At 56.4% G+C, this 16,067-nt stretch carries 15 protein-coding genes; 10 read left to right on the forward strand and 5 right to left on the reverse strand.

Annotated elements, in window-relative coordinates; genetic code table 11:
* Positions 1–26: 26 nt before the first annotated feature.
* The 4 genes from O2N63_RS01205 to O2N63_RS01220 are packed head-to-tail and all read right to left on the reverse strand — an operon-like array spanning position 27 to position 5,096.
* A complete protein-coding gene (locus tag O2N63_RS01205) occupies positions 27–1,103 on the reverse strand; it encodes a branched-chain amino acid ABC transporter permease (RefSeq protein WP_271052235.1) in 1,077 nt (358 codons plus the stop codon).
* 3 nt (positions 1,104–1,106) lie between these two features.
* Positions 1,107–2,093, reverse strand: a complete 987-nt coding sequence (locus O2N63_RS01210) for a branched-chain amino acid ABC transporter permease (RefSeq protein WP_271052236.1) — start codon at positions 2,091–2,093, stop codon at positions 1,107–1,109.
* Between the two features lie 10 nt (positions 2,094–2,103).
* Positions 2,104–2,928, reverse strand: a complete 825-nt coding sequence (locus O2N63_RS01215; RefSeq protein WP_271052237.1) for an ABC transporter ATP-binding protein — start codon at positions 2,926–2,928, stop codon at positions 2,104–2,106.
* On the reverse strand, positions 2,925–5,096 hold the full coding sequence (locus O2N63_RS01220; protein ID WP_271052238.1) for an AMP-binding protein: 2,172 nt from the start codon (positions 5,094–5,096) through the stop codon (positions 2,925–2,927). The genes O2N63_RS01215 and O2N63_RS01220 overlap by 4 nt, the downstream gene beginning before the upstream one ends.
* 217 nt (positions 5,097–5,313) lie before the next feature.
* Here O2N63_RS01220 and O2N63_RS01225 point away from each other — a divergent pair, with 217 nt between their 5' ends.
* From O2N63_RS01225 to O2N63_RS01240, 4 genes are all read left to right on the forward strand, one after another.
* Positions 5,314–7,236, forward strand: a complete 1,923-nt coding sequence (locus O2N63_RS01225) for a hybrid sensor histidine kinase/response regulator (protein WP_271052239.1) — start codon at positions 5,314–5,316, stop codon at positions 7,234–7,236.
* Positions 7,233–7,949, forward strand: coding sequence for a response regulator transcription factor (locus O2N63_RS01230; RefSeq protein WP_271052240.1), 717 nt, complete (start codon positions 7,233–7,235; stop codon positions 7,947–7,949). Before O2N63_RS01225 ends, O2N63_RS01230 begins: the two co-directional genes overlap by 4 nt.
* Positions 7,950–8,010: 61 nt before the next feature.
* Entirely contained in the window at positions 8,011–8,409 is a 399-nt protein-coding gene (locus O2N63_RS01235; protein WP_271052241.1) for an MAPEG family protein, read from the forward strand.
* Complete coding sequence (locus O2N63_RS01240; RefSeq protein ID WP_271052243.1) at positions 8,409–8,570, forward strand: hypothetical protein; 162 nt, start codon at positions 8,409–8,411, stop codon at positions 8,568–8,570. Before O2N63_RS01235 ends, O2N63_RS01240 begins: the two co-directional genes overlap by 1 nt.
* Positions 8,571–8,692: 122 nt before the next feature.
* On the opposite strand, the gene fdhF is transcribed toward O2N63_RS01240, so the two are convergent.
* Complete coding sequence (gene fdhF, locus O2N63_RS01245; RefSeq protein ID WP_408629772.1) at positions 8,693–11,461, reverse strand: formate dehydrogenase subunit alpha; 2,769 nt, start codon at positions 11,459–11,461, stop codon at positions 8,693–8,695.
* A gap of 167 nt (positions 11,462–11,628) precedes the next feature.
* Here fdhF and O2N63_RS01250 point away from each other — a divergent pair, with 167 nt between their 5' ends.
* The 6 genes from O2N63_RS01250 to O2N63_RS01275 all read left to right on the forward strand — a co-directional run bounded on the left by O2N63_RS01250 (position 11,629) and on the right by O2N63_RS01275 (position 16,052).
* Positions 11,629–12,279, forward strand: coding sequence for a histidine phosphatase family protein (locus tag O2N63_RS01250; protein WP_271052245.1), 651 nt, complete (start codon positions 11,629–11,631; stop codon positions 12,277–12,279).
* Positions 12,280–12,286: 7 nt separating this feature from the next.
* Positions 12,287–12,901, forward strand: a complete 615-nt coding sequence (locus O2N63_RS01255) for a glutathione S-transferase family protein (protein ID WP_271052246.1) — start codon at positions 12,287–12,289, stop codon at positions 12,899–12,901.
* 9 nt (positions 12,902–12,910) lie between these two features.
* Entirely contained in the window at positions 12,911–13,966 is a 1,056-nt protein-coding gene (locus tag O2N63_RS01260) for a saccharopine dehydrogenase (RefSeq protein WP_271052248.1), read from the forward strand.
* 1 nt (position 13,967) lies between these two features.
* Positions 13,968–14,216 (forward strand): SemiSWEET family sugar transporter, encoded by a 249-nt coding sequence (locus O2N63_RS01265; RefSeq protein ID WP_271052249.1) that lies wholly within the window; start codon positions 13,968–13,970, stop codon positions 14,214–14,216.
* Between the two features lie 15 nt (positions 14,217–14,231).
* A complete protein-coding gene (locus O2N63_RS01270) occupies positions 14,232–15,374 on the forward strand; it encodes a saccharopine dehydrogenase family protein (protein ID WP_271052250.1) in 1,143 nt (380 codons plus the stop codon).
* Positions 15,375–15,449: 75 nt separating this feature from the next.
* Positions 15,450–16,052: an HD domain-containing protein gene (locus O2N63_RS01275; RefSeq protein WP_271052251.1), complete on the forward strand. Its 603-nt coding sequence runs from the start codon at positions 15,450–15,452 to the stop codon at positions 16,050–16,052.
* Positions 16,053–16,067 lie beyond the last annotated feature (15 nt).

Consider the following 16,067-nt stretch of genomic DNA (forward strand, 5'->3'; position numbering starts at 1 on the left):
GGGCATTTCCGCTTCGTGCGGCCCCCTTAGTGGGGGAATGGCCACAGACGCAGTTTCTCTTTCGTCAGGCGCCACAGTTGCGCCAGACCATGCGGTTCCACGATCAAGAAGAATACGATCAGCCCGCCCACGATCATGAATTCGAAATGGGCGGCCAAATCGGTCGGCCATCCCATGCCGCCTACCAGCACGTTTTTCAGAAACACCGGCATCAACACCATGAAGGCTGCCCCGGCAAACGATCCGAAAATCGAGCCCAGACCACCGATGATGATCATGAAGAGGATCAGGAACGATTTGGAGATCCCGAAGCTTTCGCCTGCTTCTGCAGCACCGAGGTAGACTGCAAAGAACAATGCGCCTGCAACACCGACAAAGAACGAACTCACGGCGAAGGCAGTCATCTTGGCCATCAACGGGTTCACCCCGATGATTTCAGCCGCAATATCCATGTCCCGGATGCCCATCCATTTGCGGCCAGTCATGCCGCGGGTCAGGTTACGCGCCATCCAGGCCACCCCCACCAGAAACACCAGACAGATCAGGTATTTCGCCCAAGCTTCCGTATTGGGGCCGGTCACGATGATCCCGAATACGGAACGTTCCGGCGCGTTGATCTGACCCGAGGCTGAGTAGTTGTAGAACCACGGCACCTTGTTAAAGAGCCAAATCAGGAAGAACTGCGAGGCAAGCGTGGCCACCGCAAGATAGAACCCCTTGATGCGCAGCGACGGCAGGCCGAACAGAACCCCAACCACAGCGGTGATGCCACCGGCCATCAGCACGTGGAAGATGATGTTGATCTCGGGAAAGGCCACCATCAGCTTGTAGACGGCATATGCCCCCACCGCCATGAACCCCCCGGTGCCGAGCGACACCTGACCAGCATAACCGGTCAGAATATTCAGCCCCAGAGCTGCAATCGCGTAGATAAAGAACGGGGCAAAGATCGCGTTGACCCAATAATCGTTCACAAAGAAGGGAACGATCCCGAAGGCGACCGCAATTGCGACCCAGTAGCCAGCCCGATCCAGACGGATCGGAAAGGTCTGGTTGTCGTCACGGTAGGACGTTTTGAAATCACCAGCTTCGCGGTAAAACATTGATCAGACCCTTTCGATGATTTTTTCGCCGAACAGGCCTTGCGGCCGGAAGATGAGGAAGACGAGCGCAAGAACGTAGGCGAACCAGTTCTGCGTCGCGCCACCGATCAGCGGACCAATGGCAAATTCGAAAAGCTGCTCACCCACACCGATGATCAGACCACCGATGATGGCGCCCGGGATCGAGGTAAAGCCGCCCAGCATCAGAACCGGCAGGGCTTTCAGTGCGATCAGCGACAGTGAGAACTGCACACCCGATTTGGCACCCCACATGATACCCGCGACCAAGGCCACGAAGCCCGCGATCGACCAGACCAGAACCCAGATGAAGCGCAGCGAGATACCGACAGACAGAGCTGCCGAGTGGTCATCCGCCACGGCGCGTAGCGCCCGGCCCTGTTTCGAGTATTGCGAGAAGATGGTCAGCGCAGCCACCAACAGGGCGGCGATCACAGCGGCAACGATATCAAGATTATCGATGAAGAAACCGTAGCCGAACCAGTTGTAGGTCACTGTGTCGATGGTCTCGTTCAGACCCGAGGGCAGACCCACGTCCAGCGTCTTGATCTCGGACCCCCACATGATGTCCCCGAAACCTTCCATGAAATAGGCCAGACCGATGGTCGCCATAAAGAGGATGATGTCAGGTTGACCAACAAGGTGCTTCAGGATGTAACGCTCGACCAGCCAGGCAAAGCCAACCATCACACCTGCAGCGAGAATGATCGCGATGATCGACGGCACTTGCCACGGGAAGTGGTGAATGTTGGTCCCGAAAATCGCATTGATCAGATGGCTGAAAGGCACCTGACCTTGTTGAATACCCACAAGTGTCAGCGCGGCGAACAGCGCCATCACACCCTGGGCGTAGTTAAAGATACCGGACGCCTTGAAGATCAAGACGAAACCCAGCGCGACGAGAGCGTAAAGAACCCCGGCCATCAGGCCGTTGAGGGTGACTTCCGCTGCAAAGAGCAATTGTTCAGACATGTCTCCCCCCTTAATCGTGTGACACGCCGAGATAGGCGTCGATCACATCCTGGTTGTTGCGCACTTCGTCCGGTGTGCCGTCCCCAATTTTCTTGCCGTAATCCATCACGACCACGCGGTCGGACAGGTCCATCACAACGCCCATGTCGTGCTCGATGAGGGCGATGGTGGTGCCAAATTCGTCATTCATGTCGAGAATGAAGCGAGACATGTCTTCCTTCTCCTCAACGTTCATGCCGGCCATCGGCTCGTCGAGCAGCAGAAGCGAAGGTTCGGCGGCCAGCGCACGGGCCAACTCAACCCGCTTTTTCAGGCCGTAAGGCAGGCGCCCAACCGGCGTCTTCCGGATGTGCTGGATCTCCAGAAAGTCGATAACCTTTTCACAGACTTCACGGTTGGCCAGCTCTTCCTTTTCGGCTTTGCCCCACCACATGGCCTGCTGAAGCAGATTGGTTTTCATGTGGTTCAGACGGCCGGTCATGATGTTGTCCAGCACGGTCATGCCGTCAAACAAAGCGATGTTCTGGAAGGTCCGGGCCAGCCCCTGTTGGGCCACCTGATAAGGTCTCATGGGCGGGCGCTTTGCGCCGCGGAACCAAACCTCACCTTCCTGCGGTTTGTAGAAACCCGAGATCACATTCAGCATCGAGGATTTACCAGCACCGTTCGGACCGATGATCGCGCGGATCTCGCCTTCGCGGATGTTAAAGCTGATATCCTTGATCGCAACCACACCACCAAATCGCAGCGTGATGTTTTTCAGGTCCATTACCACCGGGCCAATTGTGCGCCCGTCTTCGGTGACGTAGCTGTTGGCGTTCATATCTAAGCTCATTCTGCCGCCATCCCCTGTGTGTTGCCATTGCCCACAACAGCCGCATCGCGGATTTCGAGGGTGGCGTTGATCGAACCCTTGCGGCCGTCCTCATAGGTGACCTCGGTTTCGATATATTGCTCGGATTTGCCGCTATAGAATGCGTCGATCAGCGGAGCGTATTTCTCCTCGACGACCTTGCGGCGCACCTTTCGGGTGCGGGTCATCTCGCCGTCATCCGCATCAAGTTCCTTGTGAAGGATCAGGAAACGATGGATCTGACAGCCCGAAAGCATCTCGTCTTCAGCGACCGATTTGTTGACCGTTTCAACATGTTCCTGGATGGTTGACACAACGTCTGGGTGGCCGGCCAGTTCCTGATAGGAAGCGTAAGCCACGTTGTTGCGCTCGGCCCAGTTGCCCACGGCGGTCAGGTCGATATTGATGAAGGCCGTGCACATGTCGCGGTCATTGCCGAAGACAACAGCCTCCAGAATGTCCGGATAGAACTTGAGTTTGTTCTCGACATATTTTGGGGCAAACATCTTGCCATCGGCCATTTTACCAACGTCTTTGGCGCGGTCGATTATCCGCAGGTGACCGTTCTTCTTGTCGAAGAAACCAGCGTCACCCGTCGCTACCCAACCTTCCGGATCTTTGGTATCGGCGGTGCTTTCCGGGTTGTTGTAGTATTCCACAAAGGTCCCCGGCGAGCGGTAGAAGATCTCGCCGTTATCAGCCAGTTTGATCTCAACACCCGGAGCAGGCACACCCACGGTGTCATTACGCACTTCACCATCAGGCTGCACGGTGATGAACACGGTGGCTTCGGTCTGACCGTAAAGCTGTTTGAGATTGATCCCCATCGAACGATAAAACTCGAAAATTTCCGGACCAATTGCTTCACCGGCGGTGTAACCCACACGGATGCGACCAAAACCAAGGGTATCTTTCAGAGGCCCGTAAACCAGCACATCGCCACAGCGATACTTGAAATATTCCTGCAAACTGCCGTTATAAAGCTTCAGACCCATCGGGTCTTTGGCCTTGAAGTGCTTGCGGACATCTTTGCCATAACGAAGTTTGGCAACGCCTAGGCGAATGGCATTTTCCACCAGAGCTTCCGCAGCAAAACCAACGCCCATCGCATAACGGAACCCGTGGCGCATTTTTTGCTCAAAGGTACGTTTTTGCGTGGTGACCTTGCGCTTTGGCATGCCGTATTTTTCACCGGCGCCGGCTTTGGCAAAATCCATGAAATGGTGGAACAGGGCGTATTTCAGATCGCCACTGTCTTCCATCCGGATCATCACATTGGTCAGCTGGGTTTCGAACACACGTGGCGGCGCAAAGTAATAGGTTGGCCCAATTTCGCGCAGATCCGACATCAGCGTGTCGGCGCTTTCGGGACAGTTCACGCAGAAGCCGGTCCACATCGCCTGACCGAGCGAGAAGATGAAATCCCCCACCCACGCCATCGGCAGATAGGCCAGAATGTCTTCGTTGCCGCCCAGATTGTCGAACTCGGACGAGTTCTTGGCGCTTTCAATGATATTGCGGTTCGACAGAACCACGCCCTTCGGACGACCGGTGGTGCCTGATGTGTAAAGCATCACGCATTTGCTGTCATACGTCAGCTCAGCTTCGCGTTTGGCCATCTCGTCTTCGAAACGAGCATGCGCCACGCGGCCTTCTTCCTGAATGTCGTGATACCAGTGCAGGTGGCTGTGGTCATATTTCCGCAGGCCCCGCTTGTCGAAATAAATCACGTGTTCGATGTGATGGATTTTCTCCTGCACCTCGATCACTTTGTCGACCTGTTCCTGATCGCCGCAAATGACAAAACGCGCGCCGCAATTTTCGAGCACGTATTCCATTTCTTCTGCAACAGCATCCTGATAGAGCGGCACCGGAACGGCGCCCACTTTCTGTGCGGCTACCATGCCCCAGTAGTGGGCCGGGCGGTTGCGACCGATAATGGCAACATGGTCGCCACGCTCGATCCCCAGCGCCAACAGGCCCAGGGCCAGATTTTGAATTTCCTCGGCGGCTTGCGCCCAGGTCCAGCTCTGCCAGATTCCAAATTCTTTTTCCCGATAGGCCGGGCGATTTCCAAATTCCTTCACATTCCGGTCGAGTAGCGCCGGAATAGAAGCAAATGCGCCAGCTTTGGCTAAGTCTTGTCCCAAATTGTCCTCCCACCGTCGGCCTGTCCGACGTTCCCGAATTGCCTGGCGATTCTTGCCCGGCAGCCCTGACGAAAAAAATGGTCGGTGTTAAAGGTTTCGCCATTTTTTCTGGATCCTTACGAATTGTTACATGTGAAATATTCCGCCCTCCCTTCTTCATCCCCCTTTTCCACATGAGGCTTCGGTGATAGCGAAAAGGGCGGAGGGGATGATTTTCATGCCAAACAGCAAAGAAGCCACCGCACTCACTCAGGCCGGTCTGAACCTTATTCAGCAGGCACTTTCCATCTATGATCGAGAGCTACGTTTGGTGATTGGCAATCAGCAATTTCAGGACATGTTCGATCTGCCGGACAGATTCGTCCGGCCCGGCGCCGATTTTGCCGAGACCATTCGCGCTTTGGCCGAGCGCGGCGAATATGGCGCGGTTGGTGACATTGATGCCTTTGTGAAATCACGCGTCGATCAGGCCAAAGATTTTGTTCCGCACTACCTTGAGCGCACCCGCGCAAACGGTCATGTCATCTCGGTCGAAGGCAATCCTTTGCCACAGGGTGGATGGGTCACGGTTTACACCGATATCACCCATATCAAGCGCCAAGAAAGATTGCTGCGCGCGCGGTCCGAAGAGCTTTCCGATCAAGTACTTAGCCATACCGAAGAGCTCGCCCAAACCAACCGGGCGCTGGCCTCGACCAACAAGGCGCTGGAAGAGACCAAGCGCGAGCTGACCGAGATGGAAAGCCGCACCCGCCTGACCGCGGAAATGATGCCCGCCCATATCGCTCGGATCGACCGGGATCTGACCTATACGTTTTCAAACCGACGCCTGAGCCGGGTCATTCCCGGTCGCCCCACCGATCTCTTTGGCCTGCATGCAAGCGAAGCTCTTGGCGACGAGGCATATGCACGCATTTCCCCGTATTTTCAGAAGGCGTTCAAGGGTGAGGCGAATGTCTTCGAATTCAGCCACGAGACATCCGGCCGCCGTATCCGTGTCGCGCTGACGCCCGATCGTGACGACGAAACAAATGAGATCACCGGGGTCTACATCCTGTCGATGGACATCACCGAAGAAGCTCAGGCCCGCGCGGCCCTTGCACAAACACGCAAGCGAGAGCTGGCGGCCCAGCTCACCTCTGGTGTCGCGCATGATTTCTCAAATCTGCTCACCATCATTCTTGGCCTACAAAGCCGGTTGGGTCAGATGAATATCAACGACACCGCGCAGGAACTGGTGCAGGCCACCACCGCCGCTGTGCGCCGTGGAGGCACATTGCTTGAACGGATCGCTTCAATCTCTGGAAAACGAGAGGCCCACTTCGAAACGACCGATGTGCCAGAGCTGCTCAGAGGGTTGGAAACATTGGCAAAACCAACCCTGCCCGAAGGGGTTGGATTGGATATTCTGACCTGTAACCTGAACGATCCGGTGGTACTGGATGCAGGTGCGGTACAGGATGGGCTTTTGAACCTGATCATCAATGCCACCCACGCGATTGGAAATGGGCCGGGCCGGATCACACTTTCGGCCCGACCGATCCGGGAAACCTGGGTCGAGTTTCGCGTCAGTGATAGCGGGCCAGGCTTTTCGGACGAGGCCTTGGAACGCGCGCTTGATCCGTTTTTCACCACCAAAGGGGGGGACGGGTCCGGGCTGGGCCTGTCCATGGTTTATGACCAGACCAAGGTGGCTGGCGGGCATATTAAGATCGCGAACGACCCGGACAGTGGCGCCATTGTTTCGATCCGCCTGCCATTGCGCAAACCCGCCCGCCCAATTGCACCGCGCCTTGTTTTGCTGATTGAAGACAATCCCGACATCCGCACCTCGGTTCGCGAAATGCTGATCGACATGGGGCATCAGGTGATCGAAGCGGCCTCGGCGGAAGAGGCGCTGGGATTGATGTCATTGGAAGGGATTGGGTTGATCCTTTCGGATGTGATTTTAGAGGGCGCGCAAACAGGCCCAGAATTTTTACTCGGGCTTAAAGCCGCAGGCGTCGAAACACCAAAGCTTTTGATGACCTCCTTGCCTGCGGAAGACCCACGCCGGGCAAAAGCAGGCTTTCCTGTTTTGCATAAGCCCTTTACCAAAGGGGAGCTTGCCACATTCCTGTCCCAAGAGGTCCGAACATGACACAGCCGCAAAGCAGCCGTCCAATGATCGCCATTCTCGATGATGAACCGGAAATTCGCCGGATGCTGTCGGACGCGCTAGAGGATGCCGGTTTTCGGACCGCATGTTTTTCACGGGCAACCGAGTTCGAAGCCGCCCTCAACACGATGGCGCCTGATGTGTGTCTGGTGGATCTGGGTCTGCCGGATCGTGACGGGCTGACGCTGGTTCACCGGCTGGCCCTCGAAAGTGGGGCTTCGATCATCATCATCTCGGGGCGTGTGCAGGTTCAGGATAAAATTACCGGTCTGGAACTGGGTGCCGATGACTATATCATCAAACCGTTTGAACCCGCCGAAGTGGTTGCTCGCGTGCGCGCCCGCCTGCGCAGCCAGAAATCCGGCGCACCAATTTCGCAAACAGCGCGTTTCAGCGGCTGGACCGCGCATTTTGATCGCTATGTGCTGGAAGATGACAACGGAGAAGAGACCACATTTTCACATGCGGAAGGCGAGGTGCTGCGCCTGTTCCTTGACGCTCCAAACCGCCTGATTTCTCGCGCCCAGATGCAGGAAAGTTTGGGTGGCGTGGCCGGGGAAAGTTTTGACCGGGCGATGGATGTTCGCATCTCGCGACTGCGCACCAAACTCAAGGAAGACCCAAAAAACCCGCGCCTGATCAAGACGATCTACGGGGCCGGATATATCTTTTTGGGCGATGTGAACTGGGGCTAATCCCTCGCCAATTATGGATTTTCCTCCTTATATGGTAAAATGCCAGCAGGAGGATTTTCTCATGAGCTACCTCGAATTCTACACAACCCTGACAGCACTTTGGGTGGCCGTGTCCTGGTTGCCCTATATTCTGGACCGGATAGCAACCAGGGGGCTGATGGGGGCTTTGGCCAATTACGACCCCAATGCCATCCCTCAATCAAACTGGGCGCAGCGGGCTATGCGCGCGCACAAAGTCAATGTGCAGGCTTTTGTGGCTTTTGCACCGCTGGCGATCATCGCAATGATACGCATCCCTGATGATTCATATCCCGGCACGCTTGCCATGACGTTCTTTTTCGGCATCGTCGCCCATTACCTGATTTATTGTTCCGGTGTGATTGTGCTTCGCACGCTTGCCTTCGCGGTCGCTTCGCTTTCAACCGTGGCATTGGCATTACGTTTGCTCGACATAATCTGATGGATCCGTTTGCCCTCGCGTTTTATGCCGTCATCTGTGCAGCACTCAGTATGCTGGCCCCGTCCCTTCCGCGTCCGCTTCACAGGCTGGGCTTGGGGGCAGCGGTCGGTGTTGCGGCAGCCGCAACGCTTCCCAGCATCAAGGTTGCTCTGGGGATCTAGAATCCGGTGACGCAGGTGAGAGCAATGGCCATCGCGTCACCAGCACATTTAGCGTCGAAAACAAAAACGCCCCGCTGACGATCTGCGGGGCGTTTTGATTCGAAATCAATTGCGCACGGGGTTTACTCTGCCGCGATCCCTTCTTCGATCTTCTCAACCCGCACGGCCGAGAATTTCATCTCGGCAATTTTTCCATACGGATCAAGAGCCGGGTTGGTGAGCATGTTGGCGGCGGCTTCGACATAGGCGAAGGGCAGGAATACCATGTTCTCGGCAATGGCATAATCCGCCCGCACCATGACGTCGATAGACCCACGACGAGTGCTCAAGCGCACCATTCCGCCCGGCTCAACACCCATCTCACGCATGGTCTTTGGGTTCATCGAGCAGTTCGCTTCGGGTTCAATCGCATCCAGCACCGTGGCGCGGCGGGTCATCGACCCAGTGTGCCAATGCTCCAGCTGACGGCCGGTGGTGAGCACCATCGGATAGTCTTCATCCGGGGTTTCAGCGGGCGGCAGGATAGTGGCTGGTGCAAAGCGGGCGCGGCCATTTTCGCGCGGGAAACCGTCACCGAACACAACCGCCTGACCGGGATCTTCCGGCGACAGCGACGGGTAGGTCACGGCGTTTTCATTTTCCAGACGATCCCATGTAATATTATCAAGCGACGGCATGACTTGGGTCATTTCGTCAAAGATCTGGCTCGGGTGATCAAAGGTCCAGCCCATGCCCATGCGTTTGGCCAGCTCTACAGTGATCCACCAATCCTCCTGCGCTTCACCTGTGGGCGGCACGGCGGGGCGACACATTTGCACCTGACGGTTGGTATTTGAGGTGGTGCCAGTTTTTTCCGCCAGCGCAGCGGCGGGCAAAACCACATCCGCGTAAGAGGCGGTCTCGGTCAGGAAGATGTCCTGAGAAACAAGGAATTCCATCCGCTCCAGCGCTTCGCGCACATGGGTCACATCCGGGTCAGACATGGCCGGGTTTTCACCAAGGATATACATGCCCTTGATCTTGCGATCATAAACAGCGTCCATGATTTCAACCACGGTCAGACCTTTCTGATCAGACAGGCCATCCACATTCCACAGCGCTTGATATTGGTCACGAACCGCCGGGTCGGCGACCGATTTGTAATCCGGATAGAACATCGGGATCAGACCCGCATCCGACGCGCCCTGCACGTTGTTCTGACCGCGAAGCGGGTGCAGCCCGGTGCCCGGACGACCCACATTACCGGTCATCAGCGCCAGCGCGATCAGACAGCGCGAATTGTCGGTGCCGTGAGTATGCTGGCTTACGCCCATACCCCAGAAAATCATCCCCGCCCTACCGTTGGCAAAGGTCCGGGCGGCCGCACGCAGTTCTTCGGCGTCAATGCCACAGATCGGGGCCATTTCCTCGGGGCTGAACGCCTTGATATGCTCGCGCATCGCTTCCCAGTTTTCGGTGTGCTTGGCGATGTAATCGTCGTCTTGCAGACCCTCTTCGGCAATCACATGCATGATCGCATTGAGCATCGACACGTCGGCGCTTGGCTTGAACTGAAGACGATGGGTGGCGAACCGGCCCATGCCCACGCCACGCGGATCCATGACGATCAGCTTACCACCACGTTTGGTAAACTGCTTGAAATAGGTGGCCGCAACCGGGTGGTTTTCGATCGGGTTCGAGCCGATCACAATCGCCACATCGGCGTTTTCAATCTCGTTGAAGGTCGCGGTCACAGCGCCCGAGCCCACGTTTTCCAACAGCGCCGACACCGAAGAGGCATGGCACAGACGGGTGCAGTGGTCGACATTGTTGTGACGGAAACCTTCGCGGATGAACCGCTGGAAGAGGTAGGCCTCTTCGTTGGTGCACTTCGCAGAACCAAAGCCCGCAACCGCTTCGCCACCATGCTCATCACGCAGTTTCATCAGCCCCTTGGCAGCCACGTCCAGAGCCTCGTCCCATGTCGCTTCGCGGAAATGGGTCAGCGGGTTGGCTGGATCAACGTTCAGACCCTTTTCAGCGCCTTCCTTGCGGATCAGCGGTTTGGTCAGGCGGTGCGGGTGGTTGATATAGTCAAAGCCAAAGCGGCCTTTCACACAAAGGCGGCCTTCGTTGGCGGGGCCATTGATCCCCTCGGCATAAACCACCTTGTCGTCTTTGACCTTCAGGCTGACCTGACAACCAACACCACAGAACGGGCAGATGCTTTCGACCTCTTTGTCGAAATCGGACGTGTCCTGCACCTTGGCAGGCATCAGAGCACCGGTCGGGCAGGCCTGCACACATTCGCCACAAGCAACACAAGTCGAGGCGCCCATCGGGTCATCGATGTCAAAGACCGGATAGGCGTCATGGCCACGGCCCGCCATACCAATGACGTCGTTCACCTGCACTTCACGGCAAGCACGAACGCAAAGGTTACACGAGATACAGGCGTCGAGGTTGACCGACATGGCAACGTGGCTGTCATCCAGCAGCGGCACACGACCTTCTTCCAATTTCGGGAAGCGGCTTTGGGTCACGCCATTCAGATCAGCCATATCCCAGAAGTGGGCATTGGCATCGTGGCGCTCTTCCGGTTGGTCGGCCACCAGAAGCTCGACCACCATTTTGCGGGCGTTGGTGGCGCGGGCATTGTCGGTGATGACCACCATGCCTTCGCTGGGCGCGCGGATACAGGAGGCCGCCAGGGTGCGCTCGCCTTCGATCTCGACCACACAGGCGCGACAGTTGCCATCAGACCGTAAATTCGGAACGTCCTTGTGGCACAGGTGCGGGATCAGCGTGCCCTCACGATTTGCCACATCCCAAATGCTTTCGCCTTCATATGCGACAACTTCGCGCCCATCCAAGGTGAAGGTAATTCCCGACATATTCTGCCCATCAGCCATAGTAAATTCTCCGTCTCACGGTGCAGTATATCGCATTTGAGCCCCGCTTTCAGTTCGTCATTCACGACATAAGCTGTGGATTTTGCGCCAGCCCCCTTTCAAGATTGGATCCAAACGACTAGCAATGTGATGAACACTTATTGAGTTTGCTGCGCAAAGGAACACCCATGGCACAGATTACCCTCATCCGTCACGGTCAGGCCAACACCACCGCCACTGACGAAATTGGGTATGACAATCTTTCGGACCTTGGGCGTCAGCAAGCCCGCTGGCTGGGGGACTACATGAAGGCGCACAACGAAGAGTTTGATGTGATCTATTCAGGGTCGCTCAATCGACAGCAACAAACTGCACAGGAATTCGGGGCTGCGGAAATCACCATAGATGAGCGTCTGAATGAATTCTCCTACTACGACATTTCCGCCGCGATGCACGCTCAGTTTGACCTGCAAAAGCCTAGATCACGCGACGAATTCATTGCTCATATGCCATTGGTTTTTTCGGCCTGGCAGGATGGGCATCTGACTGGAAACTTCGAGACTTTTCATGACTTTCAAAGCCGGGTGGACGATGCGTTGCAAGAATATGCAGCCCAAGGAAAACGGGTTGGTGTTTTTACATCCGGCGGCGTAATTGGCATGGCCATACGCATAACAATGGGGTTGGATACCGGCACATTTACCCGATTGATGCTATCGATCCACAACAGCTCGATCCATCGGTTGTTGCCGGTTGGAACCAGCCTATCCATGACCGGGTTTAACGCCATTCCGCATTTGGCTGCACCGGACCGTCAATATGCCCAGACCTATATCTGAAATCCCCATGGAGCTTTTCCACGCACCAAATACGATCTCGGTTGCCACGGCCATTGCACTGGAAGAGGCAGGAATGTCCTACACCCCGCATCAGGTAGACTTCACAAGCGGCGCACAGCGCAGCCAGGACTATCTGCGGATCAACCCCAAAGGGCGGGTCCCCGCATTGGTGATTGGGAACGACATTCTGACCGAAACCGGCGCATTGCTGGAATATATCGCCACCCTGTCCCCCGAAACTGGATTGGTCCCCAAAGACCCCATGACCGCATTTCGCATGCGTGAAGTGATGTATTACCTCGCCACAACAATGCATGTCGCCCATGCGCATAAGCTGCGCGGTGGGCGATGGGCCGACCGGCCTGAAAGCCACGCGGACATGACGGCAAAAGTACCAGAGACCATGGCAACCTGCTGTGCTTATCTGGAAGATAATTGTGACTTTGCGCCCTACGTGGTCGGAAACCAGCGGACACTGGCGGACATCTATCTTTATGTGATTGCAACATGGCTGCCCGGCGACGGGGTCACGGTTGCAAACTATCCCAAACTGAACCAATTCATCCAAGCGATGGAAGAGCGGGCTTCGGTCAAAGCGGTGCGCACCGCTGGAATGTTGTGAGGAGAGCAAATGACACATCTTTGGATTCGGGCTGAACAGCGACCAAACGAAGACCGGGTTGGATTGACCCCTGAAGGGGCCAAAGCATTGATTGACGCAGGCATTCGCGTAACCATCGAAGAAAGCCGGGTGCGTTGTATCGGCATTGAGGGTTACCGGGAGGCAGGGTGTGATATCGCTGCGGAAAACAGCTGGCCGGATGCGCCGCTTGATGCGATCATTTTTGGCCTCAAGGAATTGCCCGAAGATGGCACGCCCCTTCCCCACAAACACATCATGTTCGGCCATGCCTTCAAAGGGCAATTTTCGGGCCGCGCATTGCTGGAACGTTTCAAGGCTGGGGGCGGAACGCTTTATGATCTTGAGTATCTGGTGAATGAAAACGGGCGGCGCGTGGCTGCCTTTGGCTATTGGGCAGGCTTTGCAGGGGCTGCGGTCACGCTGAAAAGCTGGGCGGCCCAGCAACGTGGCGAGATCTGTCCAGAGGTTGGTGCCTATCCGGGAAAGGACGCGCTGCTATCGGAGTTGAAGGACGAGTTGGATGCGACCGGCGCGGACCGCCCAACCGCAATTGTGATCGGCGCACTTGGCCGCGTGGGCACCGGGGCATCTGACTTGATGGAAGCAATGGGTGTCACGGTGACCAAATGGGACATGGCCGAAACCGCCCATGGCGGGCCGTTTTCTGAAATCCTCGACCATAACCTTTTCATCAACTGCATTCTCGCCGGTCCGCAAACTCCGGTGTTTGTGCCAAGCGCCGCCAAGAGCGCTGACCGTAAGCTGACCGCAATTGGCGACGTCGCCTGCGACCCGGACAGTGATTACAACCCGGTGCCGGTCTACAACAAAGCGACCAGCTGGGTCGCACCAGCCCTGCGTGTGGCCGAAGACCCTGTGCTTGATGTAATGGCCATCGACAACCTGCCCTCGATGCTGCCGGTGGAAAGCTCAATCGACTACGCGGGACAACTTTTGCCCAGCCTTTTGACCCTTACCGATTTGAATTCAGGCGTCTGGGGTCGGGCCGAGACGACTTTCCGCACTCACATGAAAGACATCTGAGATGGAAACCCTAATCGGAAGCCTCGCCGGTATCGTCAGCACGATTTGCTGGATGCCACAGACCCTGCGCACATGGCGCACGCGGCAAACGAAGGATTTATCGCTCTCGACCAATCTGCTGGTGCTTCTGTCGGTCACGCTCTGGCTTATCTATGGCGTAATGCTGGATGCTTGGCCCATGGTTGCCGCGAATGCCATCGCCATCGCATTGGTCGGATCGATCATTATCGCAAAACTGAAATTTGGCTGAGAGGGAGTGCCAGATATGACAATTCATTGGTGTGGAACAGGTCTGTCCGCCATTCCCGGCCTGCGCCGGTTGATCGAAGATGGTCATGACGTCGTGGTGTGGAACCGAACCATCGGGAAAGCTGAAGAAGCCGTTGGTGATATTACCAAGGACATCCGTGCCTTTGACATGGATGCACTTGATGCGGCGCTGCAACCCGGTGATGTCGCTGTATCGATGCTGCCTGGTGACCTGCATGTCCCGGTCGCGGAGCTGTGCTTACAAAACGGTGCCAATTTCGTCTCGTCGAGCTATACCGCCCCGGAAATGCGGGCACTGGACCAAAAGTTCAAAGACGCTGGCCTCTGTTCAGTGAATGAGGTGGGTCTGGATCCCGGCATTGACCACCTGATGGCTCATTGGCTGGTGGCCGATTACCGTGCCAGTCAGGATGAAAGTAAGGGGCAAAAGCTCTCGTTTCTCTCTTATTGCGGTGGGGTTCCCAAGATCGCCAACCCGTTCCGCTATAAATTCAGCTGGTCACCACTTGGCGTGCTGAAGGCCCTGCGATCTCCGTCAAAATCCATCAAACACGGGCAAGATTATGACGTAGCACGCCCATGGGACGCGATCACCTCCTATGACGCCCCGCTGGCAAAAGCGGAAAGTTTTGAAGTTTATCCCAACCGCGACTCGCTCCCGTTCATGGAGGAATACGGGTTTGATCCGGAGTGGGATGTCGACCTGTTTGTCCGCGGCACCCTGCGCCTGAACGGCTGGGCCGAGGCGTGGAAAGACGTGTTTGCCGAAGTGGAAACGCTGGAAGGGTCCGAAGGCGACGCGCGCCTGAAAGGGATGTCTGACCAATTCTGGGACGAAAATGCCTATGACGAGGGTGAGCCGGATCGCGTGATCATGTGCGTGGCGCTGAAGGCTGAAAACGATGGCGCGACCACCTATCACAAGACCTATGTGATGGATGCGTGGGGAGATGAACGCGGCACTGCCATGGCGCGGCTTGTCTCAATCCCGGTCTCGCTGGCCGTTGAAGCGGTTCTGGATGGCAAGATCGCCCCCGGCGTGACAGCTGCCCCGTCCGATCCGGCCCTGATCGACAACTGGATGGACATGGTGCGCAAACTGGCCCAGCACGTCGCTGTGGTGGACCACACCACCTAAAGCGACACCACTCTGTCGCAAACAACACGGCATGGCGTCACCTCGGCGCTACGCTCTTCCCAAAGGGAGGACGCCATGCCAGACACTGCACAAACCAAATGGGCAAAACCCACTTGGACCAGTTTCGAAAACGCCACGAAAGAAGATTTCCTCGCGGTCATGGAATATGACGAGGCCTATGCGAATGCGGTGGTGGATCGGCTTTTGGTCGCGCTGAAAGAGTTGGACGAGGAAGACACCCCCTACCCGATCAATCGCTATCAGCACTCGTTGCAATCGGCCACGCGAGCGCGTGAGGCGGGTGAACCGGAAGATTTGGTGGTGGCCGCACTGATCCATGATCTCGGCGACACGCTCTCACCTTTCAATCACGGCGAACTCGCCGCCGCCATCGTGAAACCCTATGTCAGCGAACGCACCCATTGGATCCTGAAACACCACTGCGTCTTTCAGGGCTATTACTACAACCACCACCTCGGCGGTGATCGCCATGCCCGCGAGAAATACAAAGACAGCCCGCATTACGACGCCTGCGTGAAGTTCTGCCACGAGTATGATCAGGCAAGCTTTGACCCGGACTATCCGACCAAACCGCTGGCGTTCTTTGAACCGATGCTCCGCCGCGTGTTCAGCCAGACCGATGGGCATATGGAGTTGAATGAGACGCGGGAGGGGTGATCCCTGCGAAGTGGC

The organism is Aliiroseovarius salicola, from assembly GCF_027891095.1.
Taxonomy (GTDB): Bacteria; Pseudomonadota; Alphaproteobacteria; order Rhodobacterales; family Rhodobacteraceae; genus Aliiroseovarius; species Aliiroseovarius salicola.

Excerpts from the sequence above, each read along its gene's own strand:
- O2N63_RS01205 (WP_271052235.1), bottom strand. The coding sequence starts at position 1,103 with ATGTTTTACCGCGAAGCTGGTGATTTCAAAACGTCCTACCGTGACGAC.
- O2N63_RS01210 (WP_271052236.1), bottom strand. The coding sequence starts at position 2,093 with ATGTCTGAACAATTGCTCTTTGCAGCGGAAGTCACCCTCAACGGCCTG.
- O2N63_RS01215 (WP_271052237.1), bottom strand. The coding sequence starts at position 2,928 with ATGAGCTTAGATATGAACGCCAACAGCTACGTCACCGAAGACGGGCGC.
- O2N63_RS01225 (WP_271052239.1), top strand. The coding sequence starts at position 5,314 with ATGCCAAACAGCAAAGAAGCCACCGCACTCACTCAGGCCGGTCTGAAC.
- O2N63_RS01230 (WP_271052240.1), top strand. The coding sequence starts at position 7,233 with ATGACACAGCCGCAAAGCAGCCGTCCAATGATCGCCATTCTCGATGAT.
- O2N63_RS01235 (WP_271052241.1), top strand. The coding sequence starts at position 8,011 with ATGAGCTACCTCGAATTCTACACAACCCTGACAGCACTTTGGGTGGCC.
- O2N63_RS01240 (WP_271052243.1), top strand. The coding sequence starts at position 8,409 with ATGGATCCGTTTGCCCTCGCGTTTTATGCCGTCATCTGTGCAGCACTC.
- fdhF (WP_408629772.1), bottom strand. The coding sequence starts at position 11,461 with ATGGCTGATGGGCAGAATATGTCGGGAATTACCTTCACCTTGGATGGG.
- O2N63_RS01250 (WP_271052245.1), top strand. The coding sequence starts at position 11,629 with ATGGCACAGATTACCCTCATCCGTCACGGTCAGGCCAACACCACCGCC.
- O2N63_RS01255 (WP_271052246.1), top strand. The coding sequence starts at position 12,287 with ATGGAGCTTTTCCACGCACCAAATACGATCTCGGTTGCCACGGCCATT.
- O2N63_RS01260 (WP_271052248.1), top strand. The coding sequence starts at position 12,911 with ATGACACATCTTTGGATTCGGGCTGAACAGCGACCAAACGAAGACCGG.
- O2N63_RS01265 (WP_271052249.1), top strand. The coding sequence starts at position 13,968 with ATGGAAACCCTAATCGGAAGCCTCGCCGGTATCGTCAGCACGATTTGC.
- O2N63_RS01270 (WP_271052250.1), top strand. The coding sequence starts at position 14,232 with ATGACAATTCATTGGTGTGGAACAGGTCTGTCCGCCATTCCCGGCCTG.
- O2N63_RS01275 (WP_271052251.1), top strand. The coding sequence starts at position 15,450 with ATGCCAGACACTGCACAAACCAAATGGGCAAAACCCACTTGGACCAGT.